The organism is Halorubrum depositum (genome assembly GCF_007671725.1).
GTDB classification, from domain to species: Archaea; Halobacteriota; Halobacteria; order Halobacteriales; family Haloferacaceae; genus Halorubrum; species Halorubrum depositum.
Genome location: NZ_VCNM01000001.1, coordinates 1,057,361 through 1,074,659, shown reverse-complemented (window position 1 = coordinate 1,074,659; position 17,299 = coordinate 1,057,361). Strand labels below are relative to the sequence as shown.

Sequence of the window (17,299 nt, the reverse complement as noted above, 5' to 3'; positions counted from 1 at the left end):
TATTTGCCGGCATACCTATCAGATTTCAATAATCGACGGCGCGGCGCCTCCCCACAAGCTTATGCCCGACGTGCTCGTGGACCCGGACATGACCGCTTCGCTCGCCGCCGTGGCATCGTCGCTCCCGCTGCAGGCCGGCCTCCTCGCCAGCCAAGCCGGGCAGCTGCTCGTCGCCTTGGTCGCCGTCGCGATCGTCATCGTCGTCGGCAAGTTCGTGCTGAAGCTCGCGTGGCGCCTGGTCACGATCGGGATCGTCCTCGTCGCCGCGTTCTTCCTGCTGTCGACGGCGGGACTGATCTAAAAATACGCTTCGTTCGGGCCGGTCCGTCTCGGACCGCCCCGGTCATTCCGGCCGGCCGACGCTCCGCTTACTGGAACGCGGTGCCGGGCTCGGCGTCCGTGCGGTCGACGTCGGACCGCTGGAACTGCTTTTCGATCTCCTCGTAGCGCTCCCGCGTCTCGGGGGTAACGCTCGGGTTCACCTCGTCTAAGGCGTCCTCGAAGTGCGCCATCGTCACGCGGACGTTGCCGACGGACTCACCGACCTCCTCGCGGGTGACGCTGCCGATGAACTCCCGAGAGGCGTTCATCGACGCCTCGCGGGCCACGGCCTCGAGGTCGGCGCCGACGTACCCCTCCGTCTTCCGGGCGATCGCGTCGAGGTCGACGTCGTCGGCCAGCGGCTTCTCACGGGTGTGGACCTCCAGGATCTTCCGGCGGGCCTCCTCGTCCGGCACGGGCACGTGCACGTGGCGGTCGAGTCGGCCGGGCCGGAGCAGCGCCGAGTCGATGAGGTCCGGGCGGTTCGTCGTCGCGATGACGACGACGTCCTCCAGCGACTCGAGCCCGTCGAGCTCGGTCAGCAGCTGTGAGACGACGCGCTCGCCGACGCCGGAGTCGCCGGAGTTCTTCCCGCGCTCGGTGGCGATCGAGTCGATCTCGTCGAAGAACACGATAGTCGGCGCGTTCTCGCGGGCCTTGCTGAACACCTCGCGGACGCCCTTCTCGGACTCGCCCACGTACTTGTTCAGCAGCTCCGGCCCCTTGATCGAGATGAAGTTCGACTCGCTCTCGTTGGCGACGGCCTTTGCGAGCAGGGTCTTCCCCGTGCCCGGCGGGCCGTACATCAGGACGCCCTTGGCGGCCTGCATGTCGAGCTCCTCGAACACCTCGGGGTACTCCAGCGGCCACTGGATCGTCTCGCGGAGCCGCTCTTTGGTGTCTTCTAAGCCGCCGACCTGGTCCCAGCTGACGTCCGGGACCTCGACGAACACCTCGCGGAGCGCGGAGGGCTCGATGCCCTTCATCGCCTCCTTGAAGTCCTCCTCGGTGACCTGAATGGAGTTCAGCACGTCGGCGTCGATCTCGTCGCTCTCTAAGTCGAGCTCGGGGCGGATCCGGCGCAGCGCGTGCATCGCGGACTCCTTCGCGAGCGACTCGAGGTCGGCTCCGACGAAGCCGTGGGTGTTCTCCGCGTACTCGTCGAGATCGATCTCGTCGACCAGCGGCATGTTCCGCGTGTGGACCTGCAGGATCTCCTTGCGGCCGTCGCGGTCGGGGACGCCGACCTCGATCTCGCGGTCGAAGCGACCGCCGCGCCGGAGCGCGGGGTCGATGGCGTCGACGCGGTTGGTGGCGCCGATGACGACGACCTCGCCGCGCTCTTCGAGCCCGTCCATCAGCGAGAGCAGCTGGGCCACGACGCGCCGTTCGACGTCGCCGCCGGCCTCCTCGCGCTTGGGCGCGATCGAGTCGAGCTCGTCCATGAAGATGATCGAGGGCGCCTCCTCGGAGGCCTCCTCGAAGATCTCACGGAGCTGCTCCTCGCTCTCGCCGTAGTACTTCGACATGATCTCCGGACCGGAGATGTTGTGGAAGCTGGCGTCGATTTCGTTGGCGACGGCCTTCGCGATCAGCGTCTTCCCGGTGCCCGGCGGGCCATGGAGCAGGACGCCCTTCGGCGGGTCGATGCCGAGCCGCTTGAACAGCTCCGGGTGCCGCATCGGCAGCTCGATCATCTCGCGGACCTGTTCGAGCTCGCCGTCGAGCCCGCCGATGTCCTCGTAGGTGACGTCCGGGCCCTCGCTTGCGCCCTCGCCGCTCCCGCTCCGCTCGGCGAGCTCCTCGGCGGGGACTTCCGAGATCTCGATCTCGGTGTCGTCGGTGATGACGACCGTCCCAGACGGGGTGGTCGAGGCGACCTTCATCGGCACCGCCTGCGACTGGCCGCCCATCAGGCCGAAGCCCATCGACGTGCGGATCGTCTGGCCCTCGGTCACCGGCTGCCCGGAGAGCTTGTCGCGGATGAACGGGGCGATCTGCCCGCGCACGCGGAGCTGGCTCGGGAAGGCGATCGTGACCGACTCCGCCCGGGAGACGTCGACCGACTCGACCGTCACGCGGTCGTCGATGCCGACGTCGGCCTCCTGACGGAGCCGCCCGTCGATGCGCACGACGCCGGTGCCGTCGTCCTCGGGGTAGCCGGGCCAGACGCGGGCGATCGCGGCCCCGTCCGAGCCCTCGACGCGGACGATGTCGCCGCCGGAGAGCCCCAGCTCCTCGGCCGCGACGCGGTCGATCGCCGCGAGGCGGCGTCCGGCGTCCTTCTGCTTGAGGGGTCTGACGGTGAGCTTCATCGCTCGCCCTCCGCGGCGTCGTCCTCGGCCGCATCGTCCTCGGCAGTGTCGCCTTCCACGGTGACCACGCCGTTCGCGACCGCGGTCGACGCGGCCGGGCCCGGCAGTTCGAACTCGGTCTCGACCGGCTCGCCGTCGCCCTCGACGACGACGATCGCCGTCTCGCCGACCGCGTCGACGCTCACGTTCGCGGCGTCGGCACCCAGATCGGCGGCGACGATCCACCCGTCATCGTACTCGAACCGGCGGAGCAGCGCGCCGTCGCCGGTCGATCGGGTCTGTTGGTGATTCATGCTAACTACAAGTTAGGCGCGAGAGTATTTAAACTAATCGCTAAAAATCGCATGACGTGAGATTTCACGGGACGTATCGGTGGTGTTGCGGTTCGGGGTCGTTTCGGAAGGGTTCGCCCGCCGCTTCCGTCCCGTCTCCTCTCCCCCAGAAGGCGTCGTCCGCCGGACGTTTATGACCGGGCGCGCGGGAGACGGGGACATGCAGCGAGTCACCCACGACGGCCGCGACACCGCGTACCGCGTCTCGGACCGCGGCGGCGACGGACCCACGGTCTGTTTCGTCCACGGGAGCGGCGGGAGCAAAGACGTCTGGAAGGCGCAGGCGCGACTGAGCGACCGGTTCCCGGTCGTCGCGCTCGACCTCTCCGGGCACGGCGACAGCGACGACGTCGACGCGCCGGCCGGGCCCGAGACGCTCGGCGCCTACGCGGACGACGTCGTCGCCGTCGCGGAGGCGACGGGCGCGACCGTCCTCTGCGGGAACTCCCTCGGCGGCGCCGTGGCCCTGTGGATCGCCTTGGAACGCGACCTCCCGCTCGACGGGCTCGTCCTCGCGGGCACGGGCGCGAAGCTGGCGGTCGCGGAGCCGCTGCTAGACGCGCTCGCGGCCGACTTCGGCCGGGCGATCGACCTGCTCCACGAGCCCGACCGACTCTTCCACGACGCGCCCCCGGAGTACGTCGAACTCTCGCGTGCGGGCATGCGCGAGTGCGGTCGCGCCGTCACCGAGCGAGACTTCCGGACCTGCCACGCGTTCGACGTGCGCGACCGCCTCGACGAGATCGCGGCGCCGTCGCTCGCGGTCGTCGGTGAGCGCGACGCGCTCACGCCCCCGGAGTACCACGACTACTTGGCGGACCGGATCGACGACTGCGAGCGCGCGGTGATAGAGGACGCCGCGCACCTCGCGATGCTCGAATGCCCCGAGGCGTTCAACGCGGCGCTCTCGTCGTTCCTCGGGCGTCACTCGGAAACATAAAAAACGGCGGCGGGGCTCGCGGCGGAGCGGCTCCCGCGAGCGACCTCGTCGGAGCCGGAATCGGAGACGACGGGACGTGAGCGTCACGTCGAGGGGGTACGCCCCGATACGAAACGCGCGGATCGGACGGTCGTGAACGCGCGGTACCGCTCGACGGTCGATGACTGCGTGGTCGGGTCCTCGATGTCGTCGGTACTCACCTCGTGATACGTGTTAACACTCCACGACATATAAACGGTTCGCCGTTCCTCCCGTCGGGCCGGCCGCCGATACGCTTTTGCGACGCCCGCGTCGACCGTTCGACAATGGACGGCGACGACTCGGGACGACGGTCCGTCGGATCGAGTTCGTCTCCCGACGGGGACCGCTCGGCGGGACCGACCGACGAGACCGACGGGAGCGTTCCCGCGAACGGCGGCCTCGAGAACCCCGACATCAACGACCTGCTCGCGAAGCTCGACGCCCTGAGCGACACCGTCGACGGGGAGCACGAGCGCGAGAAGGTGCGTCAGACCATCTCGCTCGTCGAGCAGATGCCCGGCAGCGCGGCGTTCAGGACGCGGATCACGAAGTACACCTCGCGGGACATGGCCGAGGCGTTCGTGGGTTCGGTCCTCTTCGCGTTACCCCTGCTCGTCGAGGGGGGCGTCTTCGAGATCGCGGCGTGGTTCGCCGCGGCAACCCCCCGCGGCGTCCCCGTCCTCCTGCTCGCCCACGTGGGGTTCGTCTTGGTGTTGACCGCCGGGCTCCTCTACTTCGCCGACTTCCGGCAGATCGAGATCAGCCATCCGATACTCGGCGTCATCCCGCGCCGCTACGCCGGGATCCTGCTCGTCTCGCTGTTCACCTCCCTCTTCATGCTCTCCCTCTGGGGGCGGCTCCACGAGGGCGACCCGACCGCGCTCGAACGGGTCTCGCGCGTGGCGGTCGTCTGGGCCGCGGCCGCGTTCGGGGCGAGCCTCGGCGACATTCTCCCCGGCGAGTCGCAGGGAGAGGACATCAACGACCTCGACTTGGACGACATCGACCTGGATTTCAACCGCGACGACTGACCCGCCGACTCCCCGTTTCGGTCCCCCCTTTCCACACCTTTTTCGCCGCGGCGACCGTACCCGTGTACATGTCAGCGTTACGCGATGCGCTCCGGGACCTCCCGGACGCGGTGTTTGCGGATCTGCTCGAATCAGACGACGGGTACGTCCTCGTCGTCGACCTCCCCGGCGCGACCGCGGAGACGACCGAGGTCCTCGCCGAGGACGGCCGGATCGTCATCGAGGGTCGCCGCGAGAAGGGGGTTCCCGGGGGGTTCCGCTACGTCAACGAGGACCGCCCCCTGTTCCTCGACGCGGAGCTCCCGCTCCCGGGCGACGCCGACGGGAGCGGCGCGGACGCCGAGATGGACCGGGGGGTACTCGAGGTCACGATCCCGAAGCGGACCGGGGACGCCTCCCGCACTATCCCCGTCGACGAGGCCGACGAGGCCGATGAAGGGGGCGAGGCCGACGGTTCCGACGACGAGGCCGACGAAGGGGGCGAGGCCGACGGTTCCGACGACGAGGCCGACGCCTGACGGGTGGTCACGCTGGTCAACCTTCGCGCCTACTGGCGGTTCTTCGTGGTCCTCCGGCGGTTCTCGCCGCTGATCGTCGCCTACTGGCGGGACCGGAAGCGGTTCCTCCTGTTCGGCGGGGGCCGCGACGTCGACGCGGAGACCCAGCGCGAGCGCGCCGCGGTCCTCCTCGACATCCTGCTCACGCTCGGCCCAACGTTCATCAAGCTCGGCCAGATCCTCTCGACGCGACCCGACATCCTCCCGCCGGCGTACATCGACGTGTTGGAGGGACTCCAAGACGACGTGCCGCCGGCCCCGTGGGAGGAGTCGAGGGTCGTCTTAGAGGAGGAGTTCGGCCCCGTCGACGAGACGTTCGACGACTTCGACCGCGACCCGATAAGCGGCGCGAGCCTCGGACAGGTGTACACCGCCCGCTACGAGGGGAACGACGTCGCCGTGAAGGTCCGTCGCCCGGGGATCGAGTCGCTCGTCGAGGCCGACCTCCGGACGATCCGCTGGTCGATCCCGATCGTCAAGCGGTTCACCGGGAGCGGACGGGCGTTCTCGCTGGAGAATCTCGCCGACGAGTTCGCGAAGACGATCCGCGAGGAGATGGACTACGAGCGCGAGCGCGAGATGCTCGAGGAGATCAGGAAGAACTTCGCCGGCAACGACCGGATCCGGATCCCCACCGCCTACGAGGCGGTCTCCGGGCCGCGGGTGCTCACGATGGAGTACGTCCCGGGGGTGAAGATCAACCGGCTCGACGAGCTCGACGCCGCGGGGTTCGACCGCAACGCCATCGCCGAGACGCTCCAGGAGGTGTACCTCCAGATGATCATCGACGACGGCGTGTTCCACGCGGACCCCCACCCCGGGAACCTCGCCGTCGACGACGACGGCACCGTGATATTCTACGACTTCGGCATGGCCGGGCGCGTTGACCCGTTCATCCAGGAGAAGATCGTCGACTTCTACGTCGCCGTCGCCCGACAGGATATCGACGCCATCCTCGACACGCTGATCGCCATGGGGACGCTCTCGCCCGAGGCGGACCGCGAGGTGATGGGCAACGTGATGGAGCTGGCCATCGCCGACGCCAGCGGCGAGGACATCGAGCAGTACCAGGTGAACCAGATCATCGAGCAGGTGGAGTCGACGATATACGAGTTCCCCCTCCGGCTCCCGCCGGACCTCGCGCTCGTGTTGCGCGTCGCGACCGTCGTCGAGGGGGTCTGCGTCACCCTCGACCCCGAGTTCGACTTCATCTCGACCGCGACGGAGTACCTCAGGGACGAGGGGTACTACGAGCAGACCGCCCGCGACCTCGCCGAGGACGCCGGGCGACAGGTCCAGCGCACCACCGAGGCGCTGTTCACCGTCCCGCCGAAGGCCGACGACTTCCTCGAGCGGGCGAACCGCGGCGACCTCCACGTCGACGTCACGATCGAGGACGACTCGAACGTCCTCGACAAGCTCGCGATGCGGATCGCCTACTCGGTGCTGCTCGCGGTCGGCGTCCTCTCCGCGACGATCCTCTACTCGTTCGCCGACGCGTGGCGGCTCGCCGGCGTCGTCCTCCTGCTCGCGGTCCCGCTCGCGGTCGCGCTCTACCGTTCGTTCCGGAAGAAGCGCGGCATCCGCGCCACGCCTCAGTTCACCAGACAGGGGATGAAGCAGCGCCGCGACGACTGATTCGAAGGCCGTCGCTCGCGTCGTCCTCGCCGCCGTCGACGCGCCGAGACCGCCCGCCGGTCAGGCGGAGACGACCTGGATCGGCACGAGGAGGAAACAGAGGGCCCCGAGCGCGAACGTCGCGAGGCCGACGGCGAACCGGGGCCAGCCGATCCGCTCCTCGTCGGCCGGGGTCGCCGGGCCGTTGAAGGCGATCACGAGCGCGAACAGGCCCCAGAATCCCCACAGGCCGACCGACTCGTCGATCCCGAGGCCGCGCCAGAAGTAGAGGTACGCGGCGATCGAGAAGAGGGCGCCGGGGACGAGCGCCGCGATCGTCTCCTGTCGCGGGCCGGCCATCGCGCGGACGATGTGACCCCCGTCGAGCTGGCCGACGGGCAGGAGGTTCAGGAGCGTGAAGAACATCCCGACCCAACCGCCGATCACCACCGGATGCGCCGTGAGCGTCGGGTCCTCGTACCCGGTCGGCTGGCCGACGAGGGCGGCGATGATATCCAGCAGCGGCGGGTTGTTGAAGCGGATCATCGTCCCGGAGGCGTTCGCGAGCTCCGCCGGGACGCGGATCGGATCGAGCGAGAGCCCGATGGCGGTGACGACGACGGTGGCGACGAGCCCCGCGATCGGTCCGGCCGCGCCGATGTCGAACAGCACCTTCCGGGAAGGCATCCGTCCGCGCATCCGGATCACCGCCCCGAGCGTGCCGAACGGGAAGGCGAACGGGATGACGTACGGGAGCGAGACGCTGACCCCGTGGTACCGACCGGCGGCGTAGTGCCCGAGCTCGTGGGTCATCAGCACGCCGAGCACGGCCGCGGTAAAGGGCCACGCTTGCAGTATCGTCAGCGGGTTCGCGGCGATCTCCTCCCAGCCGACGTAGTACCAGCCGTAGGCGCCGACGAACAGGGTGGTACATACCGTCGCCGCGAACAGGGCGAGGTTGAGCCACGGGACCCCCTCGCGTCCCCGAGTAAAGGGCGTCGCGACGACGACGTGCCCGTCGCCGTTCGCCTCGAGGTCGACGTCGTAGCCGGCGTCTCGGAACGGGGGAACAAGCTTCCGCTGCAGGGCGCGTTCGGGGACGTACGACTCGCCGACGTACCGAACGCGTCCGTTCTCCCGACGGATCTCGTCCACCCTGAAGAACGTCCGCAGCGGCTCCGGACGCGGGACGTCGGGCCCCGTCGACGCCTCCCCGTCCTCGTGTTCTGGCATCGTCGGTCGTAACTGGTCGGCGAGTATAAACCCCGCGTCGACCGCGGCGCAGATCGAAGGGCGAGCGCCGCCGACCGACGCGACGCGTCGCCGGAGCTGTTCGGGGAACGGTCGACCCCGGGGGAAGGGGGCCGCGTGTGAGAGAAAGCGGGGACGCGCGAGAGCGCGTGGTGTGCCAGCCGTCAGGCGGGCTCGTCGGTCCTCGTCAGGCGGGCTCGATGCGCCAGGTCGTCGCGCCCGTGTACGACCACTTCTCGACGGTGAGCTCCGTGGCCGAGTCGCGGAGCTTCACCATCAGGGCGCCGATCTCCTTCGGCGAGAGGTCGACGTCGTCGGCGATGAACTTCCCTTTGAAGTACATCTCGCCGTCCTCGGCGCGGTCGAGCAGGTACCGCTTCAGCCGCTCTTCCTTGCTGAGGTCGTCGGTGGGGTTCGCGTTCGCGGAGGGATTTGCAGTCGCGCTCATGGTACACTCACCGCTTGTCTCCGGAAGGTGTTATAAAGATGAGACCGTTGGACGGTGTTCAGTGGCTTTTACGGCGTTTCAGGTCGGGGGCATCGGCTAAAACGTGTCTGACAAACCGTTCACAACGCCCTCAAAACGGATTAGAAATTTTATACCGTGTTCTGAATCTTTTTTCTGTTGCTCGCCGATCGGGAGCTTAATCGTCCCGATAGATCGGTAATTCACGGCTTAACCGGGTTATATTGCCGGTAAATGGCGGGCCGCGACTCCCCTATCGCCGGTCGCGCGGTCGGTTCGCCGGCAGTCGCGGCGTCGAGATCCGGTCAGCTCCGCGGCCGAGTGCCGGTCAGTCGTGCCGGTGAACCCAGAACTCCTCGGCCTCGGTCGTCTCCTTCTTGAAGATAGGGACCTCGTCTTTCAGCCGATCTATCCCGTCCTCCACGGTCCGGAACGCCTCTCGCCGGTGCCCCGCCAGGACGACGACGAAGACGATGTCCTCGCCCGCCTCGATAACGCCGGTCCGGTGGTGCATCCGGACGTCGAACACGCCGTCGCGCTCGGTCAGCTCCGCCGCGATCGCGTCCATGCGCTCCGCGGCGACCCCCTCGTACTTCTCGAAGGCCAGGTGGGTGGTGCGGTCGTCGTCGGGCGCGTCCCGCGCCCGGACCCGGCCGGTGAACGTCGCGATCGCACCCGCGCGGTCCGCGTCCGCGGACGCCTCGACCCGTCGCACGAGCGTCTCGCGCGTGATCCACGGCTCCGCGGCGTCGAGGTCGGCGACGAGGCGGTCGAGGTCGACGCCCGCGGGCGCGTCGGCGGCGGCGATCACCGTCCCGGGCACGTCCTCCGAGTCCGCGTCCGCTCCGAGCAGGACCGTCGGCACGCGAAGTCGGGAATCGCCGACGGCGACGAGGTAGTCGTGGTCGGGCGCGAGCCCGTCGAGGAACGCGTCGAGGCCGTCGACGCGCCCGCGGCCGGTCCACTCGCCGTCGCCCCCGAGCGTCACCTCGGTGTCGGCGTCGGTCCGGTCCGCCGACGCCTCGACCGCGACGCCGCCGTCGGTGGCCTCGTCGTTCGCGTTCCCGCCGTCGTCACCGTTCGCGCGGTTCACGACCGCGGTTCGGCCGTCGAGCCGGTCGGTCAGTGCCCCCGCAAGGTCCTCCGCGCCCGGACCCGCGATCGCTATCGGTTGCATACCGGAGGGCGGAGTGCGAGCGGCTTAGGCGTTTCCCGCCGGCGCGCCGAGCGCCCGCGTTCGCTTCCGCGGTGACCGCTTCGGGAACCCGGGGGCGTCCGGCCTTGATAATCCTTAAGAGCGAGACAGGGGTATGCGACGGTAATGAGAGTCGTCGTTTCTATCGGCGGGAGCGTGCTCGCGCCCGATCTCGACCCCGACCGGGTGGCCGCGTACGCCGAGGCGGTCGAGCACATCGTCGCCGACGGCTGCGAGGTCGGCGTCGTCGTCGGCGGCGGCGGCGTCGCGCGCGACTACATCGAGACGGCGCGCGACCTCGGCGCCAACGAGGTCGAGCTCGACCAGCTCGGCATCGGCACCACCCGGCTCAACGCCCGCCTGCTGATCGCCGCGCTCGACGGGCGCGCGAACCTCTCGCCGGCGACGGGGTACGACGAGGCCGCCGCGGCGCTCCGCCGCGGGGAGGTGTCGGTGATGGGCGGCGTCACCCCCGGACAGACGACCGACGCGGTCGCCGCCGCCTTCGCCGAGTCCGTCGACGCCGACCTCCTCGTGTACGCGACGAGCGCGAACGGCGTGTACGACGCCGACCCCAACGTCGACCCGGACGCCACGCAGTTCGGGTCGATGTCGCCGGCGGAGCTCGTCGACGTCGTGCTCCCGATGAGCCGGGACGCCGGCGCCTCCGCCCCCGTGGACCTGCTCGCGGCCAAGCTGATCGACCGGGCGGGGATCCGCGCCGTCGTCCTCGACGGGACGGACCCGGGCGTCGTCGTCGACGCCGTGCTCCGGGGCGACCACACCGGAACCGACGTGGTCCCGACCGACAGCGACGAGCCGACCCACTGGACGGAGGGGAGCGACGCGTGAGCGACGACGACTCCCCCCATATCCTCTCCGAGCAGGCGCGGGACGCCGACGGCGCGGCGGGGGCGGGCGAGGCGGCGGACGAGGCCGACGGTGACGGAGACTTCCGCGCCTTCTGGGCCGACGTGGTCGCCGACGAGATCGAGGCCCGCGACCCCGACGAACCGATCGTGATCAAGGGCGGCGTCTCCCCCTCCGGGGTCGCGCACCTCGGCAACTTCAACGAGATCATGCGGGGGTACTTCGTCGCCGCGGTGCTCCGCGAGCGCGGGCACGAGGTCCGCCAGGTGTTCACCTCCGACGACAAGGACCCCCTCCGCAAGCTCCCCCGGAAACTGGCGAACGCCGACGGCAAGATCGTCGGCCTCGGCGAGGTGGACGCGGGCGCGCTCGGCCGCAACCTCGGGAAGCCGTACACCGCGATCCCCGACCCGTTCGGCGAGCGCGAGTCGTACGCGGCCCACTTCGCCGCCCTCCTGAAGGCCGACGCCGACCGGCTCGGGGTCCCCGTCGAGATGGTCTCGAACACCGAGCTGTACGCCGACGGCGACTTCGACGACGTGACCCGGACGGTGCTCTCCGACCTCGATGGCGTCCGCGAGGTGCTCTCGCAGTACCAGGACAAGGTCGACGACGAGTACGTCCCGTTCAACCCGATCTGCGAGGCGTGCGGCAAGGTGACCGAGACGGTGACGGCGGTCGACCTCGACGCCGAGACCGTCGACTACGTCTGCACCGACATGGAGGTCGGCGACGAGGTCATCGACGGCTGCGGCCACGAGGGGACCGCCACGTTCCGCGAGGGGAAGCTCCCGTGGCGCCTCGAGTGGCCCGGCCAGTGGGAGGTGCTCGGCGTCGACTTTGAGCCGTTCGGCAAGGACCACGCGGAGGGGTCGTGGCCCTCCGGCGTCGACGTCGCGCGGAACGTGCTCGGTATCGAGCCGCCCGTCCCGATGGTGTACGAGTGGTTCACGCTCAACGGGGAGCCGCTCTCCTCGTCGGCCGGCAACGTCGTCACCGTTCCGGAGCTGCTCGACCTGCTCGAACCCGCGGTGCTCCGCTACTTCTTCGCGCTCCACCCGAAGAAGGCCCGCGACCTCGACGTCGAGCGGCTCGACCAGCTCGTCGACCGGTTCGACCGCTTCGAGCGCGCCTACTTCGGCGAGGTCGACGACGACGACCTGACCGCCTTCGCCGAGCGCGCCTACCCCTTCGTCGTCGATCGCGCCGACGACCCGCCGACGGAGCGTCCCGTCCGACTCCCGTACACGTTCGCGGCCGTCCTCGGGATGGTCGACGACCCCGGCTTCCGCGAGCGGCTCGCCCGCGACGAGGGCCACATCCCGGAGGACGCCTCCGAGGAGGTCGTCGCGGCCGCGCTCGCCCGCGTCGAGAAGGCGCGAAACTGGGCCGAGCGCACCGAAAACGAGTACGACTACCGGCTCCAGACCGACCTGCCGGACGCCGACTTCGACGAGGACGTGGCCGCCGCGCTCGACGACCTCGCCGACTTCGTCGCCGCGGGCCACGACGGCGACGCCATCCAGGCGGAGATGTACGAGACGGCACGCGCGCACGACGTCGAGGTCGGCGACTTCTTCGCGGCCGGCTACCGCCTCTTCTTCGACGACACGCAGGGGCCGCGGCTCGGCGAGTTCCTCGGCGAACTGGAGCGCGACTACGTCGTGGCGCGGCTCCGCCGGGAGGCGTGAATGCCGGAGGACCGCTCGCTCGACGAGTTCGCCGGGGGCGCCGACGAGGGCGCGGTCGACGCGGTCGACACTGATGAGGGGGCGGGCGCGGTCGACGCGGTCGACACCGACGAGGAGCGAGGCGCGGCTGACGCGGACGAGAAGGAGACGACCGACGGCCTCACCGCCCACGCCGAACCGGCGACGCCGACCGCGACGTGGACGACCGGCGGCGCCGCCTGTGACCGATGCGGGGACTCGGTCGCGCGGAGATGGGTCGACGACGGCGCCCTCGTCTGTGCCGCCTGCAAGGAGTGGTGACCCGATCAGATTTAAGACGGACCGCTCTGTCGTTACTTACGACTGAGACCGTCTGAGGTTTATATACACTACCATGGAATTTTTCTCGGACCGGATCTACGACCGCTCGCCGCGGGCGCTGGCGGTGAGCTTCCTCTGTGCGGGGGCGCTGCTCGTCCTCGTGGTCGACGTGGCGATCGCCGCCGCCGTCGACGCGACCGCGTGGACCCCCGCTCGCCTCGTGAGCGGCTGGACGGTCGTCGGCGTCTCCTCGCTGTTCTTCCACGGCGCGTTGACCTACCACCGCCGCCGCGCCGAGGCGGCCCGGCGGGAACTGGAGACGTCGAATCAGCAGCTTCAGGTGTTGAGCCGAGTGTTCAGGCACAACGTCCGCAACGACCTCAACGTCATCCGCGGGTACGCGGACCTGCTCGCCGACCGGGTCGACGACGAGCGGAGCCGCGAGTGCCTGGAGACGATCCGAGAGACGACGGACGACGTGGTCGCGATAAGCGAGAAGCTGCGCGTCATCGAGGAGGCCTCGCCCGACCGCCCCGGAGAGCGGATCGACCTGGTCGAGACGGCGCGGGAGGCCGCTGCGGAGGCCGACGGGTCGGACGTGACGATCACGATGGAGACGCCCGCGGAGGCGTGGATCCGCGCCGACCGGTCGGTCGAGTACCCGATCCGCGAGGTGTTCGAGAACGCGGTCACGCACAACGACGGCTCGACGCGGCGGGTCGACGCGCGGATCGAGGAGAACGGGACCACCACCAGTCTGGAAGTCAGGGACAACGGCCCGGGGATCCCCGACGACGAGCGGGCGGTGCTGCGCGCGGAACAGGAGACGCCGCTCTCGCACGCGAGCAGCATCGGCCTCTGGCTCGTCAAGTGGATGTGCGAGACGCAGGGAGGGACCGTCGGGTTCGAGACGACCGACGACGGGACGACGGTCCGGCTCCGCTTCGAGTCCGCGACGGCTGGGGCCAAGGCGAAGACGGAGCGGGCGGAGGAGCAGGTCGACGCCGAGGACCGGAAGGACGGCGGCGAGTCGCGCCGAGACGGTCCGGTCAGTCGAGCTCGGTGATCGTCACGGCGTACACCGCCCCGCAGTTCCCGCATTCGACGTGGACGCCGCGGCTCGTCTGTCCACGGGTGAACTCGGAGATTTCCTCCGAGCACGAGCACTCGAACTGAACTCTCATTGTTCCAAATACGTCGTTCCGGTATTTAAAACACAGCGTCTCGGAATCGGTTCTGAGAACCGAGCGCCCCCGTTCGCCCCGGGCGCGACGGCGACCAGGTCAGTCGTCGTCGACGATCACTTCGACGGGGCCGTCGTCGGCTTCGGCGGCGTCGCCGTCGCCGTCGCCGCCGGCCGCGGCGGACTGCGTCTGTTGGTAGTAGAGCCCGCCGGCGACCGCGAGGACGACCCACGACCGCCAGTTCGCGAGGTTCAGCGTGTATCCGATGCCGAACGGCTTCTCCACCAACATCCCCTCGCCGGGCTGCCAGTACGACGACAGCAGCCGACCGAGGCTGGGCCGCTCGAAGTTGTACGGGATCCCGAGTATCTCTCCCGAGGACGGTTTGTCTGCCATACCGGCACATCGCCCGCCGGGGATATAAATCGTGGCGGGACCGGACCCTCGGGCGCGGCCTCGCCGCCGCGCCGAGCCAACCGGGTCGAGCCGACCGAGTCGACTACCGGTACCGCCCGCGACCCTCGACCGCCCGCAGCCGGTCGAGGACGTCGCCGTCGCCGACCGCCGCGTACCCCGTCTCGAACGCTTCGATCAGCGGGTCCGGGTCGGTCGCCGTCGCGCGGACGGACCCCTCGAACACGTGGAGGTCCATCGCGTGGTCCTCGACGTGACCGGTGTGGTAGGCGAGCCCGAAATCGATGAGGGTCGCCCGCGCGTCGCCCTCCTCTCGGCGTTCGACCCGGACGTTTCGCGTCGTCGGGTCGCCGTGGACGATCCCCGCCTTGTGGAGCCGCGCGAGGTGCCGGCCGACGGCGGTCGTCCACCGCTCGTTGAGTTCGGCCGCGAGGTCGCAGTCCCCGACGTGCTGGAGCGTCAGCGTCGCCGCCGGCACGTCGACGTCGTACACCAGGGGAGTCGGGACGCCGGCCCGCCGCGCCTCGCTCGTCAGCCGCGCCTCGGCGACGGTCCGGTCACGCCTGAGCGCGCTGTCCAACCCGGGGTGGCGGTACCGCTTCGGCACCCGGCGCTTGATCACGCGGCGCGTCTCACCCGTCGCGGCGTCCTCGCCCTCCCCGACCGCCGCGATCTCCACGGTCGCCTCCGCGCCGCGTCGGCCGGCGTCGCCGTCGCTATCCCACCCTCCGTCCTCCCGCTCCCGGTCTCCCCGCCCGCGGGCGACCGACTCGTCGCCGTCGCGCCACGTCACGGGAACCTGGTCCGGCCGGAAGTTCGGGTCGATCGCGGAGTCGGCGATCGACACGGTGTCGCCGGCCGCGGCCATCTTCGCGCCCAGCACGGCGATCATCCCCGCGTTGTCGCGGAGGAACCGCGGCTCGGGCGCGTGGAAGTCGGCCCCGCGGGCCGCGCACATCGTCCCCAGCATCTCGCGGAGCCGGTCGTTCTGCGCGACGCCGCCGCCGAGGACGAGCTCGTCGGCGCCGGTCAGCGAGAGCGCCCGCTCCGACACCTCCGTCAGCATCGCGAACACGTGCTCCTGCAGCGAGAAGCAGATCTCCTCGACGGGGACCCCGTCGTCGGACGCGTCGTTGGCGGCGGAGCTGATGCCGGAGAAGGAGAAGTCCATCCCCTTGACGACGTACGGCAGGTCCACCAGCTCGGCGTCCGGGTCGCGCTCGGCGGCCGCCTCCGCGGCCGCGGCCTCCACCTTCGGCCCCCCGGGGTGATCCCAGCCGACGTGGCGCGTGAACTTGTCGATGGCGTTGCCGACGCCGGCGTCCATCGTCTCGCCGAGCACGCGGTAGCGGCCGTCGTGGTAGCCGAGCAGGTGCGCGTTCGCCCCGGAGGCGTTCAGACACACCGGGTTCTCGAAGCCGGACCGGTGGCGACCGATCTCCAGGTGCGCCACCATGTGGTTGACGCCGACGAGGGGGACGTCGAGCGTCCCCGCGAGCGCCCGCGCGGCCGTGCCGACGGTGCGGAGACAGGGGCCGAGCCCCGGTCCCTTCGAGAAGGCGACCGCGTCGATCGCGTCCGGGCCGTACTCGTCCTCGGCCGCCGTCAGGACCGCGTCGACGACCTCGGGGATCGCCTCGGACATGTGTTCGGCGGCCTCGCGCGGGTGAATGCCGCCGCTGTCCGGCTCGTACGGGTTCGATTCGATGAGAACGGAGTCCGTCTCGGCGTCGTACAGCGCGGCGCTCGCGCACCACGCGGTCCCCTCGATGCCGAGAACGCGCATCCGGCGCGGCGTCAGGCCTCTTCGGCGTCCGCCTCGGCCTCGTCGCCGATCTTGTTGCGTTCGAGCATGTGCTCCTGTTCGACGTCGAGCGCGTCCTCGGCGGTGTCGTACACCTTCGCGTAGCCGACCGTCTTGCGCATGCCGAACTTCGTGTCCAACTCGTGGACGACGACCTCCTCGGAGGCCTTGTCCAGCTTGGCCGCGAGCGAGTCGCGGACCGACAGGCGGGAGGGCGTCGCCTCCTCGTGAGTCGTCTCGAATCGGATGTCCGTGCGGTGCAACATCGGGTTCTCCTCCTCGGAGATGATATCGACGTCCATGGTTCAGTTACGGGTATATCCCCTCGAAAGCTGTAAAAGGATTTCGAAGCGGGGGTGCCGTCGGCGCCGACCGTTCGGCCGTCTCCGCCCGGATCTCACCGATCGTCGTCGGGGAGGCGCCCGAGCGCCTCGTAGGCCGCCTCGACGTCGCCGTCGAGCGCCTCGAACAGCGCCCTCGCCTCCGCGCGGGACTCCGGCGTGACCGCGACCCGGACCATCCCCTCTCCGGGCTGGCCGTAGACGACGCTCGCGCCGTCGGGCGCCGCGAGGATCGCCGGCAGGGCGGCCAGGTCCTCCTCGCCCGTCACCTCGATGATGACCGGTTCGGCCGCGGAGAGCGCCTCGCCGAGCGCCGCGAGCAGCTCCGCCGACAGCGACGCGGCGGGGTTCTCGACGCGCACGCGGCGGTCGTCCGCGGCCGCGAGCGCCGACTCGATCTCCGCGTCGACCGCCTCGCGCTCGGTCTTGCCGTCGATCAGCGCGACGTCGGGGACGCGGCCCGCCTCCCGCAGGTGGTACGTGACCACGTCGCCCACCGCGATCACGGGGGCGTCGGCTGCGACCCGCTCGCCGCGGGTCTCCGCCGCGGCCGCGAGCAGCTCGTCGGCGTCCGTCGTCACCGGGCCGAGCGGCTCCTTGAACGCGTCGCGCATGGAGTCTGGAAGGGTGAGCATTGTAGTCTTTATCG

The 17,299-nt window shown here is 70.0% G+C and carries 19 protein-coding genes; 9 read left to right on the top strand and 10 right to left on the bottom strand.

All coding sequences use genetic code 11. The features are described 5' to 3' along the window. Positions 1-61: 61 nt before the first annotated feature. On the top strand, positions 62-301 hold the full coding sequence (locus FGM06_RS05550) for a hypothetical protein (RefSeq protein WP_144798135.1): 240 nt from the start codon (positions 62-64) through the stop codon (positions 299-301). Between the two features lie 67 nt (positions 302-368). Here the strand turns inward: FGM06_RS05550 and FGM06_RS05545 are convergent, their stop codons facing one another. Both FGM06_RS05545 and FGM06_RS05540 read right to left on the bottom strand, forming a co-directional pair. After that, complete coding sequence (locus FGM06_RS05545) at positions 369-2,636, bottom strand: CDC48 family AAA ATPase (protein ID WP_144798134.1); 2,268 nt, start codon at positions 2,634-2,636, stop codon at positions 369-371. Further along, positions 2,633-2,929, bottom strand: a complete 297-nt coding sequence (locus FGM06_RS05540; RefSeq protein ID WP_144798133.1) for a DUF7127 family protein — start codon at positions 2,927-2,929, stop codon at positions 2,633-2,635. Before FGM06_RS05540 ends, FGM06_RS05545 begins: the two co-directional genes overlap by 4 nt. Before the next feature lie 199 nt (positions 2,930-3,128). On the opposite strand from FGM06_RS05540, the gene FGM06_RS05535 reads away from it, so the two are divergent. From FGM06_RS05535 to FGM06_RS05520, 4 genes are all read left to right on the top strand, one after another. Beyond that, positions 3,129-3,908: an alpha/beta fold hydrolase gene (locus FGM06_RS05535; RefSeq protein WP_144798132.1), complete on the top strand. Its 780-nt coding sequence runs from the start codon at positions 3,129-3,131 to the stop codon at positions 3,906-3,908. A 305-nt stretch (positions 3,909-4,213) separates the two neighbouring features. Then, positions 4,214-4,960 carry a DUF2391 family protein gene (locus FGM06_RS05530; RefSeq protein ID WP_144798131.1) on the top strand — a complete coding sequence of 249 codons (747 nt, stop codon included), beginning with the start codon at positions 4,214-4,216 and terminating at the stop codon, positions 4,958-4,960. Positions 4,961-5,028: 68 nt separating this feature from the next. Continuing rightward, positions 5,029-5,478, top strand: a complete 450-nt coding sequence (locus FGM06_RS05525; protein ID WP_144798130.1) for an Hsp20/alpha crystallin family protein — start codon at positions 5,029-5,031, stop codon at positions 5,476-5,478. Between the two features lie 3 nt (positions 5,479-5,481). Further along, the gene (locus tag FGM06_RS05520) at positions 5,482-7,155 is read left to right on the top strand and encodes an ABC1 kinase family protein (protein WP_144798129.1); all 1,674 of its coding nucleotides are present in this window, start codon (positions 5,482-5,484) and stop codon (positions 7,153-7,155) included. A gap of 60 nt (positions 7,156-7,215) precedes the next feature. Here FGM06_RS05520 and FGM06_RS05515 read toward each other — a convergent pair whose 3' ends face one another. From FGM06_RS05515 to FGM06_RS05505, 3 genes are all read right to left on the bottom strand, one after another. Next, positions 7,216-8,367: a site-2 protease family protein gene (locus FGM06_RS05515; RefSeq protein ID WP_144798128.1), complete on the bottom strand. Its 1,152-nt coding sequence runs from the start codon at positions 8,365-8,367 to the stop codon at positions 7,216-7,218. Positions 8,368-8,572: 205 nt separating this feature from the next. Beyond that, on the bottom strand, positions 8,573-8,833 hold the full coding sequence (locus FGM06_RS05510) for a DUF7123 family protein (protein ID WP_123113226.1): 261 nt from the start codon (positions 8,831-8,833) through the stop codon (positions 8,573-8,575). A 346-nt stretch (positions 8,834-9,179) separates the two neighbouring features. Then, positions 9,180-10,028: a molybdopterin synthase gene (locus tag FGM06_RS05505; RefSeq protein ID WP_144798127.1), complete on the bottom strand. Its 849-nt coding sequence runs from the start codon at positions 10,026-10,028 to the stop codon at positions 9,180-9,182. Positions 10,029-10,172: 144 nt separating this feature from the next. Here FGM06_RS05505 and pyrH point away from each other — a divergent pair, with 144 nt between their 5' ends. The 4 genes from pyrH to FGM06_RS05485 all read left to right on the top strand — a co-directional run bounded on the left by pyrH (position 10,173) and on the right by FGM06_RS05485 (position 13,973). After that, positions 10,173-10,898 carry a UMP kinase gene (pyrH, locus tag FGM06_RS05500; protein WP_144798126.1) on the top strand — a complete coding sequence of 242 codons (726 nt, stop codon included), beginning with the start codon at positions 10,173-10,175 and terminating at the stop codon, positions 10,896-10,898. Continuing rightward, positions 10,895-12,607: a lysine--tRNA ligase gene (gene lysS, locus FGM06_RS05495; RefSeq protein ID WP_144798125.1), complete on the top strand. Its 1,713-nt coding sequence runs from the start codon at positions 10,895-10,897 to the stop codon at positions 12,605-12,607. The genes pyrH and lysS overlap by 4 nt, the downstream gene beginning before the upstream one ends. Then, the gene (locus tag FGM06_RS05490; RefSeq protein ID WP_144798124.1) at positions 12,608-12,907 is read left to right on the top strand and encodes a DUF7573 domain-containing protein; all 300 of its coding nucleotides are present in this window, start codon (positions 12,608-12,610) and stop codon (positions 12,905-12,907) included. Between the two features lie 73 nt (positions 12,908-12,980). Then, complete coding sequence (locus FGM06_RS05485; RefSeq protein ID WP_144798123.1) at positions 12,981-13,973, top strand: sensor histidine kinase; 993 nt, start codon at positions 12,981-12,983, stop codon at positions 13,971-13,973. Here FGM06_RS05485 and FGM06_RS16350 read toward each other — a convergent pair. The 5 genes from FGM06_RS16350 to FGM06_RS05465 form a co-directional block, all read right to left on the bottom strand. Continuing rightward, a complete protein-coding gene (locus tag FGM06_RS16350; RefSeq protein ID WP_277752399.1) occupies positions 13,957-14,091 on the bottom strand; it encodes a hypothetical protein in 135 nt (44 codons plus the stop codon). The two genes, FGM06_RS05485 and FGM06_RS16350, sit on opposite strands and share 17 nt — an antisense overlap. 99 nt (positions 14,092-14,190) lie before the next feature. Then, complete coding sequence (locus tag FGM06_RS05480) at positions 14,191-14,487, bottom strand: DUF5808 domain-containing protein (protein ID WP_144798122.1); 297 nt, start codon at positions 14,485-14,487, stop codon at positions 14,191-14,193. A gap of 103 nt (positions 14,488-14,590) precedes the next feature. Continuing rightward, the gene (locus FGM06_RS05475) at positions 14,591-16,291 is read right to left on the bottom strand and encodes a bifunctional N(6)-L-threonylcarbamoyladenine synthase/serine/threonine protein kinase (RefSeq protein ID WP_144798121.1); all 1,701 of its coding nucleotides are present in this window, start codon (positions 16,289-16,291) and stop codon (positions 14,591-14,593) included. An 11-nt stretch (positions 16,292-16,302) separates the two neighbouring features. Further along, positions 16,303-16,611, bottom strand: a complete 309-nt coding sequence (locus FGM06_RS05470) for a 30S ribosomal protein S24e (protein ID WP_144798120.1) — start codon at positions 16,609-16,611, stop codon at positions 16,303-16,305. A gap of 95 nt (positions 16,612-16,706) precedes the next feature. Then, on the bottom strand, positions 16,707-17,285 hold the full coding sequence (locus FGM06_RS05465; protein ID WP_144798119.1) for a GTP-dependent dephospho-CoA kinase family protein: 579 nt from the start codon (positions 17,283-17,285) through the stop codon (positions 16,707-16,709). Positions 17,286-17,299 lie beyond the last annotated feature (14 nt).

Excerpts from the sequence above, each read along its gene's own strand:
- FGM06_RS05550 (WP_144798135.1), top strand. The coding sequence starts at position 62 with ATGCCCGACGTGCTCGTGGACCCGGACATGACCGCTTCGCTCGCCGCC.
- FGM06_RS05545 (WP_144798134.1), bottom strand. The coding sequence starts at position 2,636 with ATGAAGCTCACCGTCAGACCCCTCAAGCAGAAGGACGCCGGACGCCGC.
- FGM06_RS05540 (WP_144798133.1), bottom strand. The coding sequence starts at position 2,929 with ATGAATCACCAACAGACCCGATCGACCGGCGACGGCGCGCTGCTCCGC.
- FGM06_RS05535 (WP_144798132.1), top strand. The coding sequence starts at position 3,129 with ATGCAGCGAGTCACCCACGACGGCCGCGACACCGCGTACCGCGTCTCG.
- FGM06_RS05530 (WP_144798131.1), top strand. The coding sequence starts at position 4,214 with ATGGACGGCGACGACTCGGGACGACGGTCCGTCGGATCGAGTTCGTCT.
- FGM06_RS05525 (WP_144798130.1), top strand. The coding sequence starts at position 5,029 with ATGTCAGCGTTACGCGATGCGCTCCGGGACCTCCCGGACGCGGTGTTT.
- FGM06_RS05515 (WP_144798128.1), bottom strand. The coding sequence starts at position 8,367 with ATGCCAGAACACGAGGACGGGGAGGCGTCGACGGGGCCCGACGTCCCG.
- FGM06_RS05510 (WP_123113226.1), bottom strand. The coding sequence starts at position 8,833 with ATGAGCGCGACTGCAAATCCCTCCGCGAACGCGAACCCCACCGACGAC.
- FGM06_RS05505 (WP_144798127.1), bottom strand. The coding sequence starts at position 10,028 with ATGCAACCGATAGCGATCGCGGGTCCGGGCGCGGAGGACCTTGCGGGG.
- pyrH (WP_144798126.1), top strand. The coding sequence starts at position 10,173 with ATGAGAGTCGTCGTTTCTATCGGCGGGAGCGTGCTCGCGCCCGATCTC.
- FGM06_RS05490 (WP_144798124.1), top strand. The coding sequence starts at position 12,608 with ATGCCGGAGGACCGCTCGCTCGACGAGTTCGCCGGGGGCGCCGACGAG.
- FGM06_RS05485 (WP_144798123.1), top strand. The coding sequence starts at position 12,981 with ATGGAATTTTTCTCGGACCGGATCTACGACCGCTCGCCGCGGGCGCTG.
- FGM06_RS16350 (WP_277752399.1), bottom strand. The coding sequence starts at position 14,091 with ATGAGAGTTCAGTTCGAGTGCTCGTGCTCGGAGGAAATCTCCGAGTTC.
- FGM06_RS05480 (WP_144798122.1), bottom strand. The coding sequence starts at position 14,487 with ATGGCAGACAAACCGTCCTCGGGAGAGATACTCGGGATCCCGTACAAC.
- FGM06_RS05475 (WP_144798121.1), bottom strand. The coding sequence starts at position 16,291 with ATGCGCGTTCTCGGCATCGAGGGGACCGCGTGGTGCGCGAGCGCCGCG.
- FGM06_RS05470 (WP_144798120.1), bottom strand. The coding sequence starts at position 16,611 with ATGGACGTCGATATCATCTCCGAGGAGGAGAACCCGATGTTGCACCGC.
- FGM06_RS05465 (WP_144798119.1), bottom strand. The coding sequence starts at position 17,285 with ATGCTCACCCTTCCAGACTCCATGCGCGACGCGTTCAAGGAGCCGCTC.